The following is a 23,085-nucleotide window of genomic DNA, read 5'->3' as shown; positions in this document are numbered from 1 at the left end:
ATCAAACAATGGTAGACAAAGGATTCAGTATTTCAAGTATCGCATCGATCTTCTCAGTAAGTGAAGAGTCGATTGAAAGGCTGTTGATGAAAGCATAAAGGTATGGACATGAACGTGTCCATATTTTTTATAGTTGACAAAGTGAATAAATAAATATAAAGTATACAAAATTAACTAAATGGCGGCACTTTGCGAATACATTCAAGAAAATATATTGTCGGATTTTTCAGAGTTGTTTTAAACTAGTGATTCCTATTTTACCTTATCGAACTCCTGAAATATTAAAGAGTACATCTTTAATTTCTTATATTTGCATGGATAATCATATATCTAAAGTGATGGTTATTACTGATTTTACTGTGCATCAATTAGGAATATTAAATCGTATGTGTGAACACTTAGATCATCATTCTATTTCATATGTCATTTATGATAAGACGGTCGCAAATCCTACAAGTGATGATGTAGAGGAAGCAAAAAACTTATATTTATCTTCTAATTGTCAAGCTTTAATTGGTTTTGGTGGAGGATCTAGCATGGATTGTGCTAAGGCCGTTGGTGCTAGACTTGCTCGTCCTAAGAAACCACTATCAAAGATGGAGGGAATTTTAAAGATATGGAAGAAACTTCCATTGTTGATTTGTGTACTTGCCATAGCTAGAACAGGAAGTGAAACAACTCTTGCGGCTGTCATTGTAGATTCAAAAACACGTCATAAATATGCGATCAATGATTTTAATTTGATTCCTGATTATGCCGTTTTAGATCCAAAACCCACTTTATCCTTGCCTCCATTTATTACGGCATGTACTGGTATGGATGCTTTAACCCATGCGATTGAGGCTTATATTGGTAATTTGACTACAAAGAAGACGCGTGCATATGCGTTAAAGGCTACAAAACTAATTTTTGAGAATATATAAGGTGTATGAGGACGGAAATGATTTAGAAGCTAGAAGCAATATGCTCGATGCTGCCTACTATGCTGGGCATGCCTTTACAGTATCCTATGTAGGATATGTGCGTGCGATTGCTCATCCATTAGGTGGAAAATATAATATTGCGCATGGACTAGCTAACGCAACATTACTTGATGTTGTATTGAAACAATATGGAGAAAGTGTGTATAAGAAGCTCTATGAAATGGCTCTGTATTGTGGCATCTGTAATGCGAATGATTCCTATAAGGTTGGGGCTGAGCGTTTTATTGAACAAATCACTTTAATGAAAAAGTATTTTGGCATCTCATCTACATTTAGTGAATTAAAAAATCGGATATACACAAATTGGCTATTTACGCAGATCATGAAGCCAATCCATTATATCCAGTTCCAGTTTTATGGGGTGTAAAAGAGTTAGAAAAAGTGTATGATTTTGTAGTGGAGGATTAAGTATGGATCCAATCGTTTTAAAACAAAGAGAATTTTATAAGCAACATAAAACTCTAGATATTAATTTTAGAATAAATGCCTTAAAAACTTTAAAAAAGGCGATTTTAGCTTATGAAGACAGAATTAATGAAGCTATTAAAATGGATGTCGGAAAATCAAATTTTGAAACTTATATGTGCGAAGTTGGGTTAGCTTTAAGCGAATTGACTTATATGGTAAAACACATTCGTAAGTTTGCTAAAGAAAGGAATGTATATACACCATTGTCTCAATTTTTGTCGCGTAGTTTTGAAAAGCCGAGTCCTTATGGTGTGGTGTTAGTTATTAGTCCTTGGAATTATCCTTTTTTACTTTCTATTGACCCCTTGATTGATGCACTTGCAGCTGGAAATACGGTGGTATTAAAACCTAGTGAATTTAGTCCATACACATCAGAAGTAATCAAAGATATGATTGAAGAATATTTTGATCCAGAATATGTGGCTTGTGTACTTGGAGATAGTGAAGTGAGTTCTAAATTATTGGATTCAAAATTTGACTATATTTTCTATACAGGATCAAAACGTGTAGGAAAAATTGTGATGAATAAGGCGAGTCAATATTTAACGCCAGTCACTCTAGAATTGGGAGGGAAAAGTCCTTGTATCGTAGATAAAGATGCAGATATTAAATTGGCGGCACGAAGAATTGTGTTTGGAAAATATTTGAATTGTGGACAAACCTGTGTAGCTCCAGATTATATGTTGGTACACGAATCTATAAAAGACCAATTTATCGAATGCGTGATATTTGAAATTAAGCGTCAATATGCGAGCTTAGATGATTATGGTTATATTATTAATGAAAAGCACTATAAGAGGATTTTGGGGTTGATTGATATGGATAAGGTTGTCTATGGTGGAAAACATCATAATCTACAAATTGAACCAACGGTATTGGATCGTGTGGATTTTTCAAATCCTATTATGCAGGAAGAGATATTTGGTCCTGTTATGCCAATATTGACATATTCAAATTTAGATGTTGTTATAAATAAAATCAATTCTATGCCTAGCCCACTAGCTTTATATATTTTCACAAATAATAAAGAAGTATCTAAGAAAGTAACGAGTGAAGTATCCTTTGGCGGTGGCTGCATCAACGATGTTGTGATTCATTTAGCTACTAGTAATATGGGCTTTGGTGGTGTTGGCGAAAGTGGGATGGGTTCATACCATGGAAAGCGTGGTTTTGATACGTTTAGTCATACAAAGAGTATTGTGGATAAAAAAAGAATCATTGATTTACCTATGCGTTATCAGCCTTATACAAAATTGAATGAGAAATTGATTCGCTTTTTCTTAAGATAATCTTTATAATGGTGGTATGAATAAAAAAGAAAAATTTGCGTATGACATCGATTTTGGTGCCATTATGGACTATGTAGAAAACCGTTTTATGCTAGTAATAAAAGATGAAGATTGGACACAGGAGGAAATTGATATGTTGAATAGTGGTATTGATCTTCATTTTTGTTACACAAACGATATTGCCGTATTTGTGCTTGAAGGTGGCGATATTGATTCCAGTGATTTTTATTTCAATGTTCAAGAGTGTGATTGGAAAGAGCATTTGTTTAAAAGTGATTGTCTAGATATAGAAATTGTATTGGTTGATAAGGCAAATGACATTTGTTTCAAGAAGTCACATACTTTGACAAAAGAACAAAGCCAAAGTATTAAGGATTGTCTAAATCAACAAAATGAGGTATCCTTTATGCCAAGTGAATATGATGTGAATGTGCAAGGAATCCAGAGTGCATATGAACCATATGAGCTTATACGCTTTGAAAAATGCGAAATCAAATTTTAAGGAGAAAGATGATGAAGGCTGTTATTAGTGTAATTGGAAAAGACAAAGTAGGAATCTTGGCTATGATTGCCAATGAATGCGCAAACTACAATCTAAATGTATTGGATGTAACTCAAACAATCGTAGATTCTATGTTCACTATGACTATGATGGTTGCGATTGATGAAATGAGCATTCCATTAAATGAATTTGCGGAGAAAATGGAAAACTTAGGAAAAGAAAAGAATCTAGTCATTCGTTGTATGCATCAGGATATTTTCAATTCTATGCACAAAATTTAATGAGGTATTCCTATGCAAACAAATGAAATTTTAGAAACAATAAAGATGATTGACGAAGAATATTTGGATATTCGTACGATTACAATGGGTATTAGTTTACTGGATTGTATGGATCCAGACATTCATGTGTCATGTCAAAAAGTAGAAGAAAAGATTTGCCACTTAGCCAAAGACTTAGTAAAAGTTGGAAACGATTTTAGTAAGATTTATGGTATTCCTGTTGTAAATAAACGAATTAGTGTAACCCCAATTGCGATGTTAGTGGCTTGTTCAGGGGGAAATCCAGTTGAATACGCATTAACTTTAGAGCGTTGTGCTCAAAAATTAGGGGTTGATTTTATTGGTGGATATTCTGCACTGGTACAAAAAGGATATGCAGCAGGGGATAATGAATTGATTGAATCTATTCCTGAAGCCTTGGCAAAGACGCAGCATGTGTGTGCTAGTGTCAATGTAGGTAGTACAAAAGCAGGCATCAATATGGATGCCGTTGCGCAGATGGGGCGTATTGTGAAGCGTTGTGCTGAATATACAAAGGATGACAATTGTTTAGGAGCAGCTAAACTTGTTGTATTCTGTAATGCGCCTGAAGACAATCCATTTATGGCTGGAGCCTTCCATGGTGTAGGTGAAGCCGATTGTGTAATTAATGTTGGTGTATCTGGCCCTGGTGTTGTACGTGCTGTATTAAGTAAAGCCGATAAATCATTGCGTATGGATCAGATTGCAGATTTAATTAAGCGCACAGCCTTTAAGATTACGCGTATGGGACAGTTGGTTGGAACTGTTGCGAGTGAAAAACTGGGTGTTCCATTTGGGATCGTGGACTTGTCTTTAGCTCCAACTCCAGCTATTGGTGATAGTGTTGCCTATATTCTAGAGGAAATGGGATTAGAAACTTGTGGTGCTTATGGAACAACGGCTTGTTTAGCCATGTTGAATGATGCTGTTAAAAAAGGCGGCGTTATGGCAACGAGTAATGTTGGTGGATTATCTGGTGCTTTTATTCCTGTAAGTGAAGATGCAGGTATGATTCATGCGGCAAGAACAGGTGCATTAAAATTAGAAAAATTAGAAGCTATGACGGCAGTATGTAGTGTTGGATTGGATATGATCGTAATTCCAGGAGAAACAAGTGCAAGTGTTATTTCAGGAATTATTGCAGATGAAGCTGCAATCGGTATGGTTAATACAAAGACGACAGCCGTACGTGTGATTCCTGCGATTGGAAAAGATGTTGGTGAAGAACTAGACTTTGGTGGTTTATTAGGAGCAGGTCCTGTCATGCCAATTTCTCAGATTTCAAATGATGTCATGATCAATCGTGGAGGAAGAATTCCTGCGCCATTACAAGCATTAAAGAACTAATCGTTTAGGGAGCTTTTTGCTTCCTTTTTATATTGCGTTTTATATGGTTAGATTATAGAGTATGTATGATTTAAAAAAGCTTTAATTAAAATGCTAATTTAATATTCAGTTATATTTTAGAGAGAAAAAATGGAATGACGTCGAAGAATGTTATGAAAAAATGGGAGCATAGAAGTCAATAAAGGGGATATTATCTCGTTGATTGGTCCGAGTGGTTCAGGGAAAAGTACGTTGTTACGTTGTATTCATGGCTTGGAACATGTGGATACAGGTAAAATTTATATGGATAACGAATGGATGAATCCGGATGATGAAAAGAAATTTCGTGCACAAAGAAATCGTATGGGATTTGTATTCCAGCATTTTAATTTGTTTCCAAATATGTCGGTTTTACAAAATTGTAAGTTGGCACAGGTAGAAGTTTTAAATAAAACGGATGAAGAAGCTGAAAAAACAGCTTTAGAGTATTTGGATAAAGTTGGATTATTAGAAAAGAAAGATGCATATCCTAATAACTTGTCTGGTGGTCAAAAACAGCGTGTAGCGATTGCCAGAGCCTTATGTATGAATCCAGATATTATGTTGTTTGATGAACCTACGAGTGCATTAGATCCAGAAATGATCAAGGAAGTGCTTGAAGTAATGAAGGATCTAGGTAAGCAAGGTATGACAATGGTTGTGGTTACACATGAAATGGGATTTGCGAGAAAGGTAGGCACTCGAGTTGTTTTCTTGGATCAAGGTGAAATTGTAGAAGAGAATACGAGTGAAAAGTTTTTGAAAATCCTCAGTCTGAACGTGCAAAGGATTTCTTGAGTAAGGTATTCTACGAATGAGATTGCCTGATTTTAAAGTCGAACAATGGATGAATGATTATGAAAATGATGCCATCTACAATATGACGGATACATGTGTTAAATCTCTTACGTTACAGGAATTGTTGGATTTGGAAGACTTTGATTTTTCAAATCTAATATTAGATTATGGTCAAGTCACTGGGGATATTGAATTGAAAAAGGAAATCCTATCTTTATATGAGCATGGAATAATTGACAATATCAATATGAGCATGGAACAATTGACAATATCACAACAGCACAAGGTTGCTTGCAGGCAAATGAATTGGTGATGAACACTTTATTAGAAAAAGGAGATGAAGTCATTAGTGTGGTTCCTGGATATCAGCAGTTTGTGGATGTTCCAAAATCACTTGGTTGTAAAGTGCATTTGGTTGAATTGGACGAAATGGATTGGCAGGTTAGTGTGGAAAAGTTTAGAGGTGTTTTAAATTCATCAACGAAAATGATTATTTTAAATAATCCCTCGAATCCAACGGGGACAGAATATTCTAATGAGTTTCTAAATGCATTGATTGAATTGTGTAAACCCTATAATACATATATTCTTTGTGATGAAGTATATCGTGGCTTAAATGAGGAAGTATCTATAAGTGATTTATACGAGAATGGAATTTCAACATCAAGTTTAAGTAAAATGTTTTCACTGGCTGGATTACGCCTTGGCTGGATCAAAGCCAATGAGTATGTGATTCATCAAATCAATGTAAGAAGAGATTATTCAATGATTTCTACAGGTCCTTTAGTGGACAAATTGGGATGGATTGCCCTTAAGCATAAGGATGAATTGATTTTAAGGGCTAAAAATATTATTTCAACAAATAAAAATATCGTTCATGAATGGCTTAAAGATAATCCTTCGTTTGAATGTGTATTACCAAGTGGTGGTACGGTTTGTTTTTTGAAGTATTATTTTGATTTAAAAAGTGAGACGTTTGCAAAATTATTATTGGCAGAAAAAGGCGTTTTCTTTGTGCCGGGATCGTGTTTTGATAAGGAATATTATTTTCGTTTAGGCTTGGCTCAAGATAGTAAATTATTTAAGGCTGGCTTGAATGAACTTTCGAACTTTGTGGATGAACATTTGATTTCATGATAAAATGATTTGCGTAAGGGGGAATACTTATGCGAGTTCAATATTTGTTGTGTGCATGTTTATTGCTCTGTGGCTGTACAAAAGTGAGTGATCTTACGCATCAAAAGAGTAAATCAACTGAAAAGGCGCCGGTAACAGTAAAAAAGACAAATAAAGTAAAGGTAATTGATTGTAAGAATGATTCTTCGCAACAAGTTACTTTTGAAGCTAAGGGGGATAAGATTCAAAAGATGACACAGAAGTTTGCGATGAGCTTTTCAGATTTAGGTATAACAGAAGATATGAATTCTGAACAGATTCAATCTAAGATCAATTCTTCATTGGATGATAAATATAATTCGATTGAAGGCGTTCATGTATCTACTGAATTAAAAGAACAGCAGGTTGAAGTGACGTTGGAAATGAATTTTAAAACAGCAAATATAGATACGCTGATTGAAAGTGGCTTATTAGATAAGGGTGAAGCTCAATCGGATTATGTAAGTTTGAAAAAGACGCAAAGTGCTTATAAACAAGAAGGATTTGCGTGTATGATAAAATAGCGGGTCTTCCGCTATTTTCTATTTGAAAGGATGAGTTAAAAGATGCGTTATTATATTGCGGATACACATTTTTTTCATCGTTCGTTGAATGAAAAGATGGATCAAAGAGGTTTCGAAGACATCGAGCAAATGAATGAATATATGATTGATCAATGGAACAGTAAAGTTCGAAAGAATGATGAAGTTGTTGTTTTGGGAGATTTTTCATGGGGAAACGCAAGTCAAACAACAGAGATTTTGGATGAATTAAAGGGAAAAATTTATTTGATTCGTGGAAATCATGATCGTTTCTTGGATGATAAAAACTTTGATGCTTCGCGATTTGTTTGGATCAAAGATTATGCGGAATTAAATGAGAATAAACGAAAAGTAGTTTTATCTCATTATCCAATTGCGTGCTATAACGGACAATATCGAAGAGATGAGGATGGAAACCCAAAAACATTTATGTTGCATGGGCATATTCATGCGACGCAAGATCAGCAATTTTTAGATGCTTATCAAGAGTATATTCATCAACAAAAACACCCAAGAATCAGTGATGGCCAATTAGAGAGTGTGCCTTGCCAACTTATTAATTGTTTTTGCATGTATAGCGATTATGTGCCAATGACATTAGATGAATGGATTGAAATTGACAAGCAAAGAAGAAATATCCTATAATTGTTATAACAAATATATAAGGAGATCAAATTATGCATAAGTTGGATACAACGTCGGGTCATCTTCCTTACTATAAACAAATAAAGGAGTTCTACAAAAAAGATATCCAAGATGGAGTCTTGGCTATAGGAGATCGCGTTGACAGTGAAATGGAAATTCAAGAGATGTACGATGTTTCAAGAATTACAGCAAGACAAGCTATTCTTGAATTAGAACAGGAAGGTATGGTAAAGCGTGGACGTGGCAAGGGTACGTTTGTGACATATAGACCTAAAATCAAAGAGGAGTTGTCGCATATCCGTAGTTTTACAGATGAAATGACAGCTTTAGGAAGAACGCCGGGAACTAAGTCTTTTCACATCACAAAAGAAATTCCGGATGAAGCTACAAGAGAATTGTTTGGCTTGGACGAAGAAATGATGTATTGCGTTCGAAGAGTTCGTACCGCAGATGATGTGTTATTGGTGTATTTTGTGTCTTATTTTCCTTTAAGTTTGAATATACCTTTGAATATGGAAGAACAAACACAGTCTATTTATGAAGTGATTGGTGCACCGACAAGAATAGATGAAGAGTTTTCTGCGATTAATCCGAGTGAAGAAATCTGTTTAGCTCTGAAGATACGTAAGGAACAGCCTGTTTTAGCTCGTAAGCGTGTTTCTTATGATAAAAAGAAGAAAAAGATAGAGTATACAATGTGTTACTATCGTGGCGATTTATATAGTTACACAATTTCAACATCGCAAAAATTATGATTTTAACGATCGACATTGGTGGTACCAATATTAAATATGGATTATGCGATGCGTCAGGGAATATCCAACAAAAGGGGGAATATCCTACTTTAGATACGGCAGATAAAATCGTTCAATCCATTTGTGAATTACCATTTGAATATACTGGAATTGCAATCAGTATGCCTGGAATCTTGAATGAAGATCATTCAAAGGCGTTTATTACGGGTAAACTGACTTTTCTATCGAACTACCCTTTAAAGGAGCGGTTGGAAGAAATTAAAGGTTGTAAAGTGACAATTGAAAATGATGGTCGTTGTGCAACGTGGGCTGAACTTGGATTTGGAAATTTGATACATTCAAAGAATGCTTTGGTTGTGGTTCTAGGTACATATATTGGGATGGGCATAGTGATTGATCATAAGGTATATGAAGGTTCACATTTATTGGCAGGTGAATATTCAGATGCGCATATGGATACAGAAAAAACTTTTAAGAATACCATGGCTACATGCTTTGGAAAAAGATGGTCTTGAAAGAGCGACGGGTTTAACGGGTAAAGAACTTTTTGATCATTTAGATGATGAAAGAGTATATGCAGGTTTTAACAAATATTGCCAAAATTTGGCTTGGATGTTAAACAATTTTCAGTTGCTGTTAGATGTGGATACAATTTTGATTGGTGGAGGTATATCGGCACAGCCTAAACTGATTGCGTGTATCAAAGAAAATATGATGGGTTTGACACAATGGTTTCCAACTTTAGAGGAACCTGTTATCAAAGCTTGTAAATTTAACAATGATGCTAATTTATTAGGTGCATTGTGTTACTACAAAAATAATACCGAGAATCATTAAGCGTTCTCGGTATTTCTTACTTAGAGGGGGAAGGGCATGAAATCGTTAATTGGTGATAAGAAGTTTTATCGAATGGTTTTGATTGTATGTATTCCGATTGTGATACAGAATGGGTTTACCAATCTTGCCAGTTTATTAGACAACGTTATGATTGGACAATTAGGAACGCTATCTATGAGTGGTGTATCTATTTCAAATCAGTTATTTCAAGTGTTTAATGTGAGTGTTTTTGGTGCAATGTCAGGTGCTGGAATATTCTTGGCACAATTTTATGGACGTGGAAACAGGGATGGTGTGCACAATTGTTTCCGAATTAAAATATTGCTTGGCATTTTGATTTCAATATTGGCCATATGCATTTTTAAAGTGTTGGGTCCTTCATTGATTTCATTATATCTAAATGATGATCCGACAGATAGTTTGACAACTTTGAACTTTGGTAAGCAGTATATGGATGTTATGCTGATTGGACTCATTCCTTTTGCGATTACACAAGTATATTCTTCTTCATTAAGAGAAACGGGAAATACAGTTTTACCAATGAAGGCTAGTGTTATAGCGGTTATTGTGAACTTTTGCATTAACTATATCTTGATTTTTGGTCACTTTGGGTTTCCTAAACTAGGAGTTATTGGTGCGGCCATTGGTACGGTTATTTCAAGAGTTGTAGAGATGGGGATAAATGTAGCGGCAGGCTATAATAACAAATATTTAAGGGATGCGATGCGTTTAGATAAGATATCGGGTGATATATTTAAGAATGTTGTTAAAAGAGGAATTCCACTATTGTGTAATGAAATATTGTGGTCGATATCCATAGCGCTTATTTCTCAATGTTATTCAACAAGAGGACTTGAGGCTGTGGCGGCCATCAATATTACAACAACAGTAACCAATTTTTTTATGATTATTTGTTATGCAATGGGAAATTCGATTTCAATCATTGTAGGTCAAAGACTGGGTGCTGGTGAAATTGAATATGCCAAAGACTATGATTTGAAGATGGTATTTATGAATTTTATGATGTGTTTATGTATTGGTGTGGCATTGTTTGGATGTTCATCCTTTATTCCTCAAATCTATAATACGTCTATAGAAGTAAAGTTATTAGCAACATCTTTATTAAGAGTTTCAGCTTGTATGCTTCCAATTATTTCTTTATATTACAGTAGCTACTTTACAATGCGTGCAGGAGGAAAAACATTGCTTACCTTCTTCTTCGATAGTGGATATACATTCATGTTTACGTTTATGGTTGCACTATGTTTAACTCGTTTTACGAATTTACCTATATTCAATGTGTACTTATTGGTGCAATGTGTGGATATTCCTAAGGCAGTATTAGGAATCACATTAGTCAAAAAGGGGATTTGGGTACATAATATTGTCAATGAACTTTAGCCTTCTTGTTGGAAGGCTTTTTCATTTAAAAAGCAAAAAAAAGAAGTCCTTTCGGACTTTATTTTAACAATGGTGACGCGTACGGGATTCGAACCCGTGAATGCATGCGTGAAAGGCATGTGAGTTAACCGTTTCTCCAACGCGCCATGTATATTAAACTTGTCTTTCCTGACAAGTGCTAATTAATAATACTATAAGATTTTATATATTGCAAGCAAAAAAATTAATTTTTTTGTTTATTTTTTTGACGGTTTATATTTATTTGTCGTAGGTAAAGAAAATAATGCATTTAATGTATCATATTGTATATGATAAAGTCTAGGGATTTAGTAGGAATATAGGTTATGTTTAATGTTAAATATATGTAAAAAATAGTGTGGTTAAATTAAATTTGGTTATAAATAAATTTTAAAAAAAACGATTGAAAGCGCTTGCAGATATGTGTTATGATACAGAAGTAAAAAGACGCATCCCATTGATTAGGATATAAAGCGGACATTAAAAGTGTATAACAGATAATATAAATTGATTTCACGACAAATGGCTTTGTTTCGAGTATAATTTATAAATTCATTTTGAAACACCCAGCTGCAAATCATATTATATGTATGTCTCTATATAGAAATCATGTGAAGTATCCTTTTGGGAATTGTGTCTTAGAGTAAAAATCTATACAGGAGGATAATATGAACAAAAGATTTTTAACAATTGCTGCAGCTTTATCTATGGGTGTTGCATTAACTGCTTGTAGCAGTGGAGGAGGAGATGAAGGAAAAACTGGTGGTTCTAGTGTTGCGAATGCTGACAAACCTTTAGTATGGTATAACCGTCAACCTTCCAACAGTTCAACTGGTGAATTAGACATGGATGCATTAAACTTCAACAAAGATACTTATTATGTTGGTTTCGATGCAAATCAAGGTGCTGAACTTCAAGGACAAATGATTAAAGAATATATCGAAAAGAATATCGATACATTAGATCGTAACGGAGATGGCGTTATCGGTTACGTATTAGCTATTGGTGATGTTGGTCACAATGACTCTATTGCTCGTACAAGAGGTGTTCGTAAGGCATTAGGAACTGGTGTTGAAAAAGATGGTGAAATCGTAAGTGATCCAGCTGGTATTAATAATGATGGTAAATCTAAGAGTGTTCAAGATGGCTCGTTAGAAATTAATGGAAAAACTTATACAGTAAGAGAACTTGCTTCTCAAGAAATGAAAAACTCTTCAGGTGCTACTTGGGATGCTGCTACTGCTGGTAACACAATCGGTACATGGACTGCTTCATTCGGTGATGAAGTTGACGTTGTAGCTTCTAACAATGATGGTATGGGTATGTCAATGTTCAATGCTTGGTCAAAAGAAAACAAAGTTCCTACATTCGGATACGATGCTAACTCAGATGCAGTTGCTGCAATCGCTGAAGGATATGGTGGAACAATTTCTCAACATGCTGACGTTCAAGCTTATTTAACATTAAGAGTATTACGTAATGCATTAGATGGTGTTGATATCGATACAGGTATCGGTACAGAAGATGATGCTGGAAACGTATTAAGTTCAGATGTATTTACATACAATAAGGATCAACGTTCTTACTATGCATTAAACGTTGCTGTTACTGCTGACAACTATAAAGATTTCTTAGATTCAACAGTTACTTATGCTCCAGTTTCTAACCAATTAGATGAAAAAGATCATGCTAAGAAGAGTGTTTGGTTAAATATCTACAACGCATCTGATAACTTCTTAAGTTCAACTTACCAACCATTATTAGAAAAATATGATGACTTATTGAATTTAGATGTTGAATACATTGGTGGAGATGGACAAACTGAATCTAACATCACAAACCGTTTAGGAAATCCAGACAAATATGATGCATTCGCAATTAACATGGTTAAGACTGACAATGCAGCTTCTTACACAGGAATCCTTAAATAAATAATTCAAAAATAACATAGGGATTAAAATTATTAGGGAGAAATTATTTCTCCCTAATATTATTTAGATAGTAGTAAACAAAATAGGAGAGATTTTATGGCAGATAAGAATGAAAAACTAGTCTTATCTATACGCGGAATGAGTAAGTCCTTTGGACGTAACCGTGTTTTGGATCATATTGATTTAGATTTAAAACCAGGTACAGTTATGGGACTTATGGGAGAAAATGGTGCTGGTAAATCAACAATGATGAAATGTCTATTCGGGACATATCAAAAAGATGAAGGTACAATTTTCTTGGAAGGAAAAGAGATTAACTTTTCTGGACCAAAAGAAGCACTTGAAAATGGTATTGCCATGGTACACCAGGAATTGAATCAATGTCTTGAAAGAAATGTTAAAGATAACCTATTCTTGGGACGTTATCCTACAAATGCTTTTGGCGTAGTAGATGAAGATCGAATGAAAAAGAAATCATCTGAGCTTTTTAGAAAGCTTGGTATGACAGTGAATTTAGATACACCAATGCGTAATATGTCTGTTTCACAAAGACAGATGTGTGAAATTGCCAGAGCAATTTCATATAATTCAAAGGTTATCGTACTTGATGAGCCTACATCTTCTTTGATGACACAAGAAGTTAATAAATTGTTTGATATGATGCGTATGTTGAAAAAACAAGGTATTTCGCTAATTTATATTTCTCATAAAATGGATGAAATTTTTGAAATTTGCGATGAAGTATCAGTTCTAAGAGATGGAAAAATGGTTATGACAAAACCTACTTCAGAAACCAACATGAATGAGTTGATTGCAGCCATGGTAGGTCGTTCATTGGATAACCGATTCCCACCTGTTGATAATGCTCCTGGAGAACCAATGTTATCTATTCAACATGTATCAACAAAATATGAGCCATACTTAAAAGATATTACATTTGACGTTAAAAAAGGTGAGATTTTCGGTCTATATGGTTTGGTAGGAGCTGGACGTACAGAGTTGCTAGAAACGATTTTCGGTATCCGTACTAGAGCCTCAGGTCGTGTTTATTTTGACAATAAATTAATGAACTTTAATAGTGCTAAAGAAGCAATTGAACATGGTTTTGCCCTGATTACTGAAGAGCGTAAAGCAAATGGATTGTTCTTAAAGTGTGATTTAACATTCAATACAACGATTGCGAATTTACCTTCTTATATGAGCAAGGTAGCACTTTCTGATAATAAGATGATTCAAGCTACGAATAAAGAAATCAAAACCATGAGAACTAAGTGTATGGGACCAAATGATGCGATTACAAGTCTATCTGGTGGTAACCAACAAAAAGTTATCTTCGGTAAATGGTTAGAGAGATCACCAAACGTATTCATGATGGATGAACCTACACGTGGTATTGACGTAGGTGCTAAATATGAAATTTACGAATTGATCATCAAAATGGCTAAACAAGGAAAAACTATTATTGTAGTTTCAAGTGAAATGCCAGAAATCTTAGGTATTACAAATCGTATTGGCGTTATGTCAAATGGACGCTTAGCCGGAATTGTAAATACAAAAGATACTAACCAGGAAGAGTTGTTAAGACTCAGTGCAAAATACCTATAAAGGAGATAATTATGACAAATACAGTTACAAATATTCTTAGTCATGATGAAGAGCTTGCACTACGTAAACCTATTGAGGATTATGTAGGAAAGATCCAAGCTGAAATTGATGAACTAAGAGAAGAAGGAACAAATAAAGTATTGGAATATTCTGAAGAAATCGAGGTTCTAAAGAGAGATAAAATTTATACTAAAAGCGAAAAAGAAGCTCGTATTTCAGAATTAAATGGTAAATTACAAAAAGCCAAAGAAATCGAGGCTAAAAACAAACAGCCAATCAATGACAAAATTGCAGTAGCTGAAAAATATTTAAAGGATCACTATCAAACAGATTACTACAACAAAGTTGTTGAAAGTAATAAGTATGAGGTTCAAAAAGCTAAGGCAGACTATGATAAAAAATTAAAAGAATTAGAAAAAGAACACAAAGATATTTTATCAGGTCTTAGTGACAAAGAAGAAATTAAAGAAGAGAACTTTATTTATAAGAACCGTTTATTCGATGCAAAACTTGAATATACTAAAAATATGCAAGAGGCAAAAGATCGTAAACATGATGCGTTTACATTTGAATATCACTTAATTGACTTATTGAAGATGTCAAATTTCTCGTTTGCAGAAAAACAAGCTCAAAAAATTGAAAACTACAAGTACTCATTTAATACTCGTGATTTTTTATTGAAAAATGGTTTGTATATTGCGATTATTTTAGTATTCATTTTCTTATGTATCATTACACCAATTAAGAAGAATGGTTTACAACTTTTTACTGTTAATAACATTTTAAGTATTATGCAACAAGCATCTCCAAGAATGTTCTTGGCATTAGGTGTATCTGGTTTAATTATGTTAGCTGGTACTGACTTGTCTGTTGGACGTATGGTTGGTATGGGTATGACAGCTGCAACAATTATTATGCACAATGGGCCTAACACGGGTTCAGTATTCGGTCATGTATTTGACTTCTCAACTATGCCGGTTGGCGGAAGAATTCTTTTAGCATTAGTTGTTTGTGTTGCGTTATGTACAATGTTTACAACGATTGCCGGTTTCTTTGCGGCTAAATTTAAAATGCACCCATTCATTTCCACAATGGCTAATATGTTAGTTATCTTTGGTTTGGTAACTTATTCAACAAAAGGTGTGTCTTTTGGTGGTATTGATCAATCTATCCCAGGAAAGATTATTCCTAAAGTTGGTGGCTTCCCAACAATTATTTTGTGGGCAGTAGCTGCAGTTGTGATTGTTTGGTTCATTTGGAATAAAACAAAATTTGGTAAAAACTTATATGCCGTAGGTGGAAACCCAGAAGCTGCTTCTGTATCTGGTATTTCAGTGTTTAAGGTTACTCTTGGTGCCTTTATGTTGGCAGGAATCTTATACGGATTTGGTTCTTGGTTAGAATGTATTCGTATGATTGGTTCTGGTTCAGCTGCGTATGGACAAGGATGGGAAATGGATGCAATCGCTGCCTGTGTAGTAGGTGGTGTATCATTTACTGGTGGTATCGGTAAAATTTCTGGTGTAGTAGTTGGTGTATTGATCTTTACTGCATTAACTTATTCATTGACAATTCTTGGTATCGATACTAACTTACAGTTCGTATTCTCAGGAATTATCATTCTTATCGCTGTAACTCTTGACTGCTTGAAATACGTACGTAAAAACTAATTAATTAAAAAATGATAAATATAGATGGACCCAGTAAGTTGGGTCCATTTTTATAAAAAGTGGTTAATTCCTTAAGGGACTTTAACCACTTAATTTTGTTTAGACTTTCTTTTTGATGCACACGGAATTAGTAACTGTTCACGATATTTTGTGACGGTTCTTCTTGAAATATGGATATTTTTTTTAGCTAATGCTTTTTTGATGCTTTCATCACTGAGTGGTTTCGTTTTGTTTTCGTTGTGAATCAAATTCATAATTCTATCTTTGATTTGTTCAGATGTGATTTCTTTAAATCCTGTATGACAGAATAAATGCTTGATTGGATAGTATTTATTGTTGAATTCAAAACCTTTTTGATTGATCGCTCTCGAAATAGTAGAGGCATGTAATCCACATTCTTTGGCTACCATTTCTAGAGTACAATAATTCAATGGACTATTTGAGATGAAGAAATCTTTTTGAATATGACACAGTGTATCCATGATTTGCAGTAGTGTCATATTTCTTTTTTGAACTGTATTAAGCAGTTGCTTAGCTTCGTTTCTTAGTTTTCTTAAATCTTTAGTAAGATGATTCATATCATCAAATTGAATGGAATAGTTCTGGTTGATCCATTCAAAATGAAATTTATCATCATATATAACTTTGATTTCTGCTTGTAAGACGGGCGCATCTGTAGAATAGTTTGCCGCAGGCTTGGGGTTAAGGGTTTGAATGAAATGAAATCCTTCTTCAAGCTCATCCAGTGTGAGCTCAGTTTTATGTATAATTTCATCATAATTGTGGGATGCAAGCTCTTCAAGAAAATCACATAAAATAGTCCCTGTTTCACTAGCGGGGTTTTCACTAAGTTCACATTGTACTTTTAATGATTCTTTTAAATTTCTACAAAAACATCCATATGGCTCTGTTCTTTGAAGAATGTAGATGGCCTGTTGTAGTTGTTTTTCGGAATAGCTAGCAAGGAATGGAGTCGTTTTGAAGTAACCGTTGGAATCTAAAAGGCTAATTAAATATTGATATAAATCTTCAGGTATTGTTTGATTTGTACTTTTAAGTTCAGCTTCAATTTTGTCATATAAACTTTGTGTAGTATGATCATACTCAAGGAATGCATCTGCGTCAGCAGTATATGTTAGAAATGGGTTTGTCTGTGCTTGCTTGTATAAGTATTCCTTTAAGCTTTTAGCATTATAGGATAGTATTTTAAGACTTTGTTCCTTTTGCGAATTAAAGGTTTGTTTAATTTTAAGTTCTGGTTTGATTGTGATATTTTGCTTCATGGATAAACTATATCATTCTTTTAAAAAAGTTGATAGAATTAAAGATAATAGTAATGAAAGGACGGATATTGATATGCGTGCAAAAATAGAATTGATTCGTGTTGATAATCGATTGGTTCATGGTCAAGTTGGGGTAACTTGGGTCAATGCGTTGAACATAGATACAATTGTAGTGGTAGATGATGAGACGGCTATCAATGTATTTTCACAAAAAATGATGAAGACAATTGCGAAAGCTAGCAATGTGGATATTCGTTTTTATTCGATTGCGGACTTCATGCAGGTCTTGCGACATAATGAAAGCAATCAAAGATTATTTGTGGTTGTAAGAGATATTCAAACGGTTTATGAAATGTTTAAAAATGGATTAACTCCACAAACTGTGAATATAGGTAATATTCATTATGGAAGAGGAAGAGTACCCTTTAATAAGAAAATGTATGTATCCGAAGTGGATGTAGATGAAATCAATGAATTAATAGATCAAGGTTTTAATCTTTATTATCAAGATGTGCCGGGAACTTTAGATGAAGTGATCGACAAGATTGATTTTGAGCGATTGAAAAGGGTGAGAAAATGACAAGTAAACAATTGGTGTACGAGGAAATTAAGCGGCGTACTTTAGAAAATAATATTGAGGAAAATGAAATATTTACGGCGAACGATTTAGCAACTTCTTTGAATTTGAGTCGAAATACAGTTTCGCAATATTTAAATGAAGGATTAAAAGATGAATCTATTGTAAAGGTGAATTCACGTCCCGTATACTTCTTTGATAAATCAGCTTTGATCAAGAAATGGAATGTTCGTTTTATGGGAAATGAATTTGCGTCTTTTGATTTATTGATGGCACAAAAGGAACATGATTTTGATCAATTGATTGGATATAATGGTTCCTTATCTTCGATTGTTGAACAGTGTAAAGCAGCCATGTGTTATCCGGATAATGGTTTACCTATCATGATTTATGGTCCTACTGGAACAGGTAAGACTTTGTTGGCAAATACGATGTACGACTATGCCTTGCATCAAGGTGTGATTGAATCAAATTCACGCTTTGTTTCGGTAAATTGCTCAGAATATGCGAATAACCCAGAATTATTAACTTCTAATCTTTTTGGACATGTTAAGGGTGCCTATACTTCGGCTGAAGAAGATCAAGATGGATTAATCAGTCTTGCGAATGGTGGTGTACTTTTTTTGGATGAGGTTCATTGCTTAAAGGCGGAATGCCAGGAAAAGTTGTTTCAATTCATGGATAAGGGGATTTATCATAAAGTAGGGGATAATGATAAGTGGTATAAGTCAAAGTGTCGTTTGATTTTTGCGACAACAGAAAATCCTCAGGATGCCTTGTTAAAGACATTGCTTCGAAGAATTCCAATCACAGTGAGTGTGCCTTCATTAAAGGATCGCCCATTATTGGAAAAAAGAGAGTTGATTTATCGCTTACTTGAACAGGAAGAGTCAAAGCTTGGAAAAGATATGTATATTTCAAATCTAGCTTATTCAACTTTTCTTGATTATGAGTTTAAGGGAAATATTGGTGAACTAAAAAACACCATTAAGGCGACTTGTGCAAAGGGATTGTTGAATCAGTCCTCTGATACTTTACAGATTCATTTGTTGGATCTTCCATCCTATTTTTTTGAAACAATCAAATCAATGCAGTTAAAGACGCATTCACGAGATAATGAGACTTTATTTTCTATACATGATTTAAAAGGAGAGTTAAAGCCGGTCATTCCTCTATTACAGTTTTATGCGAAATTATTGAATGCATTTGAAGGTGAAGAGGATTTTTCTAGGGTTGTTGATCAAAGTAAAGTATTGATTCAAAATTTTATTGATTATTTGTTCTTTAAACAAAAATACACGTTGGGAACAACGAACGAAGTATATTTATTGAAAATTGTGGATAAAATCTATTCAATTGTGATGAATAAATATGCGTTTGTAGTGCCGAATAGTAAGATCAAAATGTATTCTAAATTATTTATGGAGTATGGTAAAGATATAACGGATACGAAAATTTGGATTGCTTCACATTATGATTCGATTATGGCGTTTTCAACGCAAGTTCGACGCCAATTTCCTAGGGCTTACAGCATCGCTCAGGAAATTATTGAAAATATTGCTCTGAATTTAGATATTCAAATGGATGAATTCATGCAGGTTGTGATTACTTTGACAGTCGCAAACGACGATAAGATTGAACATAATGGAACGGTAGGATTGATTCTTTGTCACGGATATTCAACGGCATCAAGCATAGCGGACACGGTAAATCATATTTTGAATCAGCATGTGTTTGATGGAATGGATATGGAAGTGCAGATTTCCATCGATAAGATGTGTTTGATGGTGGATGACTATTTAAGGCGTAAAGCACCTGTAAAAGAATTGATGCTTCTTGTAGATATGGGAAGTTTAGAAGATATTTATGAAAGAATAAACCCTTTGTCTGATTGCAATATTGGAATAATAAATAATGTTTCTACAGCTTCTGCTTTAGAAGTGGGTAACTTGATGAAGCAACATATGCATGCTCGTCAAATTATTAAAACCATCAAAGAAAATTATGAGATGAGTTATCAATTTATTGAAAGTAAACAGAAGACTGAGGCTATATTGACAGTCTGTGCTACGGGATTTGGTTCAGCAAAGAAAATTGGAGAATTGTTAAAGAATTCTTTACCTAAATCAATACCTTTAGAAATTATTCCTTATGATTATCAATCGTTAGTTACACATGGTATAGAGGATAATATATTTTCAGAATATGATGTGAAAATGTTGATTGGTACATTGGATCCGAAGGTTCCTGGTGTTAAATATATGCCGATGGAAAATATTGTGACAAATGATGAAGTTCATTATTTACATGAATTAATTGGCAAATATTTATCAGATGACGAACTAAAAATGTTCAATGAAAATGTTGCCAAAAACTTTACTTTGGATAATATAGTAAATCATTTAACGATATTAAATCCTCAAAAAGTTATGGAGGATGTGGAAGAAATTGTATCTGAATTAGAAAAATTATTTAAGTGTTCATTGGATATTACGACAAAAGTAGGTGTGTATGTGCATTTGAGTTGTTTGATTGAAAGGTTAATTTTACGTCAAGGAATTACGGAATCAGAAGGGATGGAGGATTTTGCAAAGAAATATCCGGATTTGATTGAGAATATAAAGAATATTTTTAGTGGCGTGGAATATAGATATAGTGTCGAAATTCCAATTCCTGAAATTCGATATTTACTGAATTATTTTAATTTTGATGAATAAATCAATGAAAAGCGTGTTCGACAATAGTTGGCATGCTTTTTGCTGTTAAAAGAGTGAGAGGAGGCTGATATATATGCCGAATATACTTTTAACAAGAATCGATAATCGATTGGTTCATGGACAAGTAGGAGTTACATGGACAAAGACAATTGGAGCTAATCTTCTTCTTGTTGCGAACGATGAAACTAGCCAAGACAAGATTCAGCAGCAACTTATGAGTGTTACTGCAAAATCATCTGGTGTAGGAATTCGTTTTTTCTCACTTGAGAAAACAGCTGCGATAATTGGTCGTGCAGCACCGAATCAAAAAATATTTATTGTTGCAAAAACACCACAGGATGTAAGAACTCTAATTGATAAGGGTGTTCCTATTAAAGAAGTAAATGTTGGCAACATGCACTTTTCAGAAGGAAAACATCAGTTAACTAAAAAGGTATATGTGGATGACCAAGATATGGAAGATTTGAAATACATTTCTTCAAAAGGCGTGCATGTATATATTCAGGACGTTCCTGGAGACGTAAAAACAGAAATTTAGAAATTAGTAGAGGAGAGATATTATGCAGATTACATTAATGCAAGGTATCCTTTTAGCAATCATGACAATTATTGTTGGTCTTGATTTCTTCGTGGAAGCCTTCTTCGTGTTTAGACCTTTAATGGTATCTACATTTACAGGTATCATTTTAGGTGATGTTGTTTTAGGATTAAAAGTTGGTGCTTTGATTGAACTTGCCTTTGCGGGATTAACTCCTGCCGGAGGAACTCAGCCACCTAACCCTGTATTTGCCGGGTTGATGGGAACTGTATTGGCGTATACTACAGGTTGTCAACCATCAGCTGCTCTTGGCTTATGTTTACCATTCTCATTCTTAGGACAATATTTAATTTTGTTCTATTATTCAGCTTTTTCATTCTTCATGGGAAAAGCAGACAAGGCTGCTTCTGAAGCAGATATGGGTGCGATTGCGAAAATTAACTTAACGACAATGGCAATCGTTTCTATTTCTTATGGTGTTGTAGCTTTCTTGTGTACATATGTTGCCCAAGAACCAATGAAGATGTTTGTTAATTCTTTACCAGAAGTCATTACTCACGGTTTAGAAGTTGCTGGTGGTATTTTACCAGCCGTTGGATTTGGTATGTTGTTACGTGTAATGATGAAAACAAAATACACACCATACTTTATTGCTGGTTTCTTAATGGCAAGCTTCTGCGATATGCCTAACCTATTGCCAGTTGCTTTATTAGGTACAGTTTTTGCATTAATTGATTTCTTTGGTGCAAAACAACGCAAACAAGATATAGAAGAAGCTTTACAAAATGCTTCAATTGACAGCTTTGGAGGTGACGATAATGTCGGAATCTAAAAAATTAACTAAACACGATATTACCATGCTAGGTATTCGTTCTTCATTCTTACAAGCTTCATTTAACTATGAACGTATGCAAGCTTGTGGGTTCTTATGGTCAATGTTACCGGTATTGAAAAAGATTCATGGAGACGATAAAGAAGCGTTGTCATTAGCAATGACAGATAACTTGGAATTCATTAATACACACCCTAACTTAGTTGGATTCTTAATGGGATTGATGATGTCATTAGAAGAAGGTGGTGCAGATCACGATACTATTAAAGGTTTGAAATTAGCGTTATTCGGACCAATCGCTGGTATCGGGGATGCGATTTTCTGGTTTACAATTTTACCAATCGTTGCCGGAATCTCTTGTTCATTTGCTTCTCAAGGATCAATTCTTGGACCAATCATTTTCTTCTTAGTATATTTAGCAATTTGGATCTTACGTATTGTGTGGACACACTTAGGATATAACTTAGGTACAAAATCAATTGATATTATTACTGAAAACTCAGATACAATTGCCAATGCAGCAACTATCTTAGGTATTACAGTAATTGGAGCTTTGATTGCTTCTTATGTATCCATTAACTTATTGCCAGTTATCGAAGTTGATGGTGGAATCAAAGTTGCAGTACAAACTGAATTCTTTGATAAAATTTTCCCTAACTTCTTGCCAATGTGTGTAACATTATTGTGCTTCTGGTTGTTGAAGAAAAAACAAGTCAGTCCAATCGTATTAATTGTAGCAATCATCGTATTGTCAATTGTAGCGTCAGCTGTTGGATTACTATAATAAAGAAAAAAACTCTTAGTTTTCGCTAAGAGTTTTCAGATTGTTGACAAAAGCCTATACCTTTTCGTAAGGGCATAGGCTTTTTATT

Annotated in this window: 21 protein-coding genes, 1 tRNA gene and 2 pseudogenes; 22 read left to right on the top strand and 2 right to left on the bottom strand. The window is 34.2% G+C overall.

Annotated elements, in window-relative coordinates; genetic code table 11:
• Positions 1 to 314 precede the first annotated feature (314 nt).
• From LJE08_RS15305 to LJE08_RS08180, 14 genes and pseudogenes are all read left to right on the top strand, one after another.
• Positions 315 to 1,350, top strand: a pseudogene (locus LJE08_RS15305) (iron-containing alcohol dehydrogenase).
• Positions 1,351 to 1,393: 43 nt separating this feature from the next.
• Positions 1,394 to 2,740, top strand: coding sequence for an aldehyde dehydrogenase (locus tag LJE08_RS08235; RefSeq protein WP_227402904.1), 1,347 nt, complete (start codon positions 1,394 to 1,396; stop codon positions 2,738 to 2,740).
• 16 nt (positions 2,741 to 2,756) lie between these two features.
• Positions 2,757 to 3,242, top strand: coding sequence for a hypothetical protein (locus tag LJE08_RS08230; protein WP_227402903.1), 486 nt, complete (start codon positions 2,757 to 2,759; stop codon positions 3,240 to 3,242).
• Positions 3,224 to 3,523, top strand: a complete 300-nt coding sequence (locus LJE08_RS08225) for an ACT domain-containing protein (RefSeq protein ID WP_227402902.1) — start codon at positions 3,224 to 3,226, stop codon at positions 3,521 to 3,523. Before LJE08_RS08230 ends, LJE08_RS08225 begins: the two co-directional genes overlap by 19 nt.
• A gap of 12 nt (positions 3,524 to 3,535) precedes the next feature.
• Positions 3,536 to 4,891 carry a PFL family protein gene (locus tag LJE08_RS08220; RefSeq protein ID WP_117925532.1) on the top strand — a complete coding sequence of 452 codons (1,356 nt, stop codon included), beginning with the start codon at positions 3,536 to 3,538 and terminating at the stop codon, positions 4,889 to 4,891.
• A 156-nt stretch (positions 4,892 to 5,047) separates the two neighbouring features.
• Positions 5,048 to 5,727 (top strand): annotated as a pseudogene (locus LJE08_RS08215) (amino acid ABC transporter ATP-binding protein); the annotation flags it as partial.
• Positions 5,724 to 6,020 carry a hypothetical protein gene (locus LJE08_RS08210; RefSeq protein WP_227402901.1) on the top strand — a complete coding sequence of 99 codons (297 nt, stop codon included), beginning with the start codon at positions 5,724 to 5,726 and terminating at the stop codon, positions 6,018 to 6,020. The pseudogene LJE08_RS08215 and the gene LJE08_RS08210, both read left to right, overlap by 4 nt.
• The gene (locus tag LJE08_RS08205) at positions 6,020 to 6,844 is read left to right on the top strand and encodes an aminotransferase class I/II-fold pyridoxal phosphate-dependent enzyme (protein WP_368735826.1); all 825 of its coding nucleotides are present in this window, start codon (positions 6,020 to 6,022) and stop codon (positions 6,842 to 6,844) included. The genes LJE08_RS08210 and LJE08_RS08205 overlap by 1 nt, the downstream gene beginning before the upstream one ends.
• Positions 6,845 to 6,873: 29 nt before the next feature.
• Entirely contained in the window at positions 6,874 to 7,386 is a 513-nt protein-coding gene (locus tag LJE08_RS08200; protein ID WP_186998913.1) for a DUF1307 domain-containing protein, read from the top strand.
• Positions 7,387 to 7,428: 42 nt separating this feature from the next.
• The gene (locus tag LJE08_RS08195; RefSeq protein WP_227402900.1) at positions 7,429 to 8,049 is read left to right on the top strand and encodes a metallophosphoesterase; all 621 of its coding nucleotides are present in this window, start codon (positions 7,429 to 7,431) and stop codon (positions 8,047 to 8,049) included.
• A gap of 32 nt (positions 8,050 to 8,081) precedes the next feature.
• Positions 8,082 to 8,804: a GntR family transcriptional regulator gene (locus tag LJE08_RS08190; RefSeq protein ID WP_186998911.1), complete on the top strand. Its 723-nt coding sequence runs from the start codon at positions 8,082 to 8,084 to the stop codon at positions 8,802 to 8,804.
• Positions 8,801 to 9,319, top strand: coding sequence for an ROK family protein (locus LJE08_RS15085; RefSeq protein WP_255650328.1), 519 nt, complete (start codon positions 8,801 to 8,803; stop codon positions 9,317 to 9,319). Before LJE08_RS08190 ends, LJE08_RS15085 begins: the two co-directional genes overlap by 4 nt.
• Positions 9,300 to 9,641: an ROK family protein gene (locus LJE08_RS15080; RefSeq protein WP_255650327.1), complete on the top strand. Its 342-nt coding sequence runs from the start codon at positions 9,300 to 9,302 to the stop codon at positions 9,639 to 9,641. Before LJE08_RS15085 ends, LJE08_RS15080 begins: the two co-directional genes overlap by 20 nt.
• A 36-nt stretch (positions 9,642 to 9,677) precedes the next feature.
• Positions 9,678 to 11,042 (top strand): MATE family efflux transporter, encoded by a 1,365-nt coding sequence (locus tag LJE08_RS08180; protein ID WP_227402899.1) that lies wholly within the window; start codon positions 9,678 to 9,680, stop codon positions 11,040 to 11,042.
• Between the two features lie 70 nt (positions 11,043 to 11,112).
• Here LJE08_RS08180 and LJE08_RS08175 read toward each other — a convergent pair.
• A tRNA-Glu gene (locus tag LJE08_RS08175) sits at positions 11,113 to 11,188 on the bottom strand.
• A 540-nt stretch (positions 11,189 to 11,728) separates the two neighbouring features.
• Here LJE08_RS08175 and LJE08_RS08170 point away from each other — a divergent pair.
• The 3 genes from LJE08_RS08170 to LJE08_RS08160 all read left to right on the top strand — a co-directional run bounded on the left by LJE08_RS08170 (position 11,729) and on the right by LJE08_RS08160 (position 16,266).
• On the top strand, positions 11,729 to 12,991 hold the full coding sequence (locus tag LJE08_RS08170; RefSeq protein WP_186998908.1) for a substrate-binding domain-containing protein: 1,263 nt from the start codon (positions 11,729 to 11,731) through the stop codon (positions 12,989 to 12,991).
• Between the two features lie 96 nt (positions 12,992 to 13,087).
• Positions 13,088 to 14,596, top strand: a complete 1,509-nt coding sequence (locus tag LJE08_RS08165; protein ID WP_227402898.1) for a sugar ABC transporter ATP-binding protein — start codon at positions 13,088 to 13,090, stop codon at positions 14,594 to 14,596.
• Between the two features lie 11 nt (positions 14,597 to 14,607).
• Complete coding sequence (locus LJE08_RS08160) at positions 14,608 to 16,266, top strand: galactoside ABC transporter permease (protein WP_227402897.1); 1,659 nt, start codon at positions 14,608 to 14,610, stop codon at positions 16,264 to 16,266.
• Between the two features lie 89 nt (positions 16,267 to 16,355).
• Here the strand turns inward: LJE08_RS08160 and LJE08_RS08155 are convergent, their stop codons facing one another.
• Complete coding sequence (locus LJE08_RS08155) at positions 16,356 to 17,549, bottom strand: hypothetical protein (RefSeq protein WP_227402896.1); 1,194 nt, start codon at positions 17,547 to 17,549, stop codon at positions 16,356 to 16,358.
• Between LJE08_RS08155 and LJE08_RS08150 the strand changes: the two genes are divergently transcribed.
• The 5 genes from LJE08_RS08150 (at position 17,548) to agaD (ending at position 22,997) form a co-directional block, all read left to right on the top strand.
• On the top strand, positions 17,548 to 18,129 hold the full coding sequence (locus LJE08_RS08150; protein WP_227402895.1) for a PTS sugar transporter subunit IIB: 582 nt from the start codon (positions 17,548 to 17,550) through the stop codon (positions 18,127 to 18,129). The genes LJE08_RS08155 and LJE08_RS08150 overlap by 2 nt on opposite strands.
• On the top strand, positions 18,126 to 20,843 hold the full coding sequence (locus LJE08_RS08145) for a sigma 54-interacting transcriptional regulator (RefSeq protein WP_227402894.1): 2,718 nt from the start codon (positions 18,126 to 18,128) through the stop codon (positions 20,841 to 20,843). The genes LJE08_RS08150 and LJE08_RS08145 overlap by 4 nt, the downstream gene beginning before the upstream one ends.
• Before the next feature lie 73 nt (positions 20,844 to 20,916).
• Entirely contained in the window at positions 20,917 to 21,381 is a 465-nt protein-coding gene (gene agaB / locus LJE08_RS08140; RefSeq protein ID WP_117925544.1) for a PTS galactosamine transporter subunit IIB, read from the top strand.
• Between the two features lie 22 nt (positions 21,382 to 21,403).
• Complete coding sequence (agaC, locus tag LJE08_RS08135; protein WP_117925545.1) at positions 21,404 to 22,213, top strand: PTS galactosamine transporter subunit IIC; 810 nt, start codon at positions 21,404 to 21,406, stop codon at positions 22,211 to 22,213.
• Positions 22,200 to 22,997, top strand: coding sequence for a PTS galactosamine transporter subunit IID (agaD, locus tag LJE08_RS08130; protein ID WP_117925546.1), 798 nt, complete (start codon positions 22,200 to 22,202; stop codon positions 22,995 to 22,997). Before agaC ends, agaD begins: the two co-directional genes overlap by 14 nt.
• Positions 22,998 to 23,085 lie beyond the last annotated feature (88 nt).

Origin of the sequence: Holdemanella sp. DFI.5.55 (assembly GCF_020593575.1) — a bacterium.
GTDB classification, from domain to species: domain Bacteria; phylum Bacillota_I; class Bacilli_A; order Erysipelotrichales; family Erysipelotrichaceae; genus Holdemanella; species Holdemanella hominis.
The sequence above is the reverse complement of the archived record's forward strand: the minus strand, read 5'-3'. Positions and strand labels throughout refer to the sequence as shown.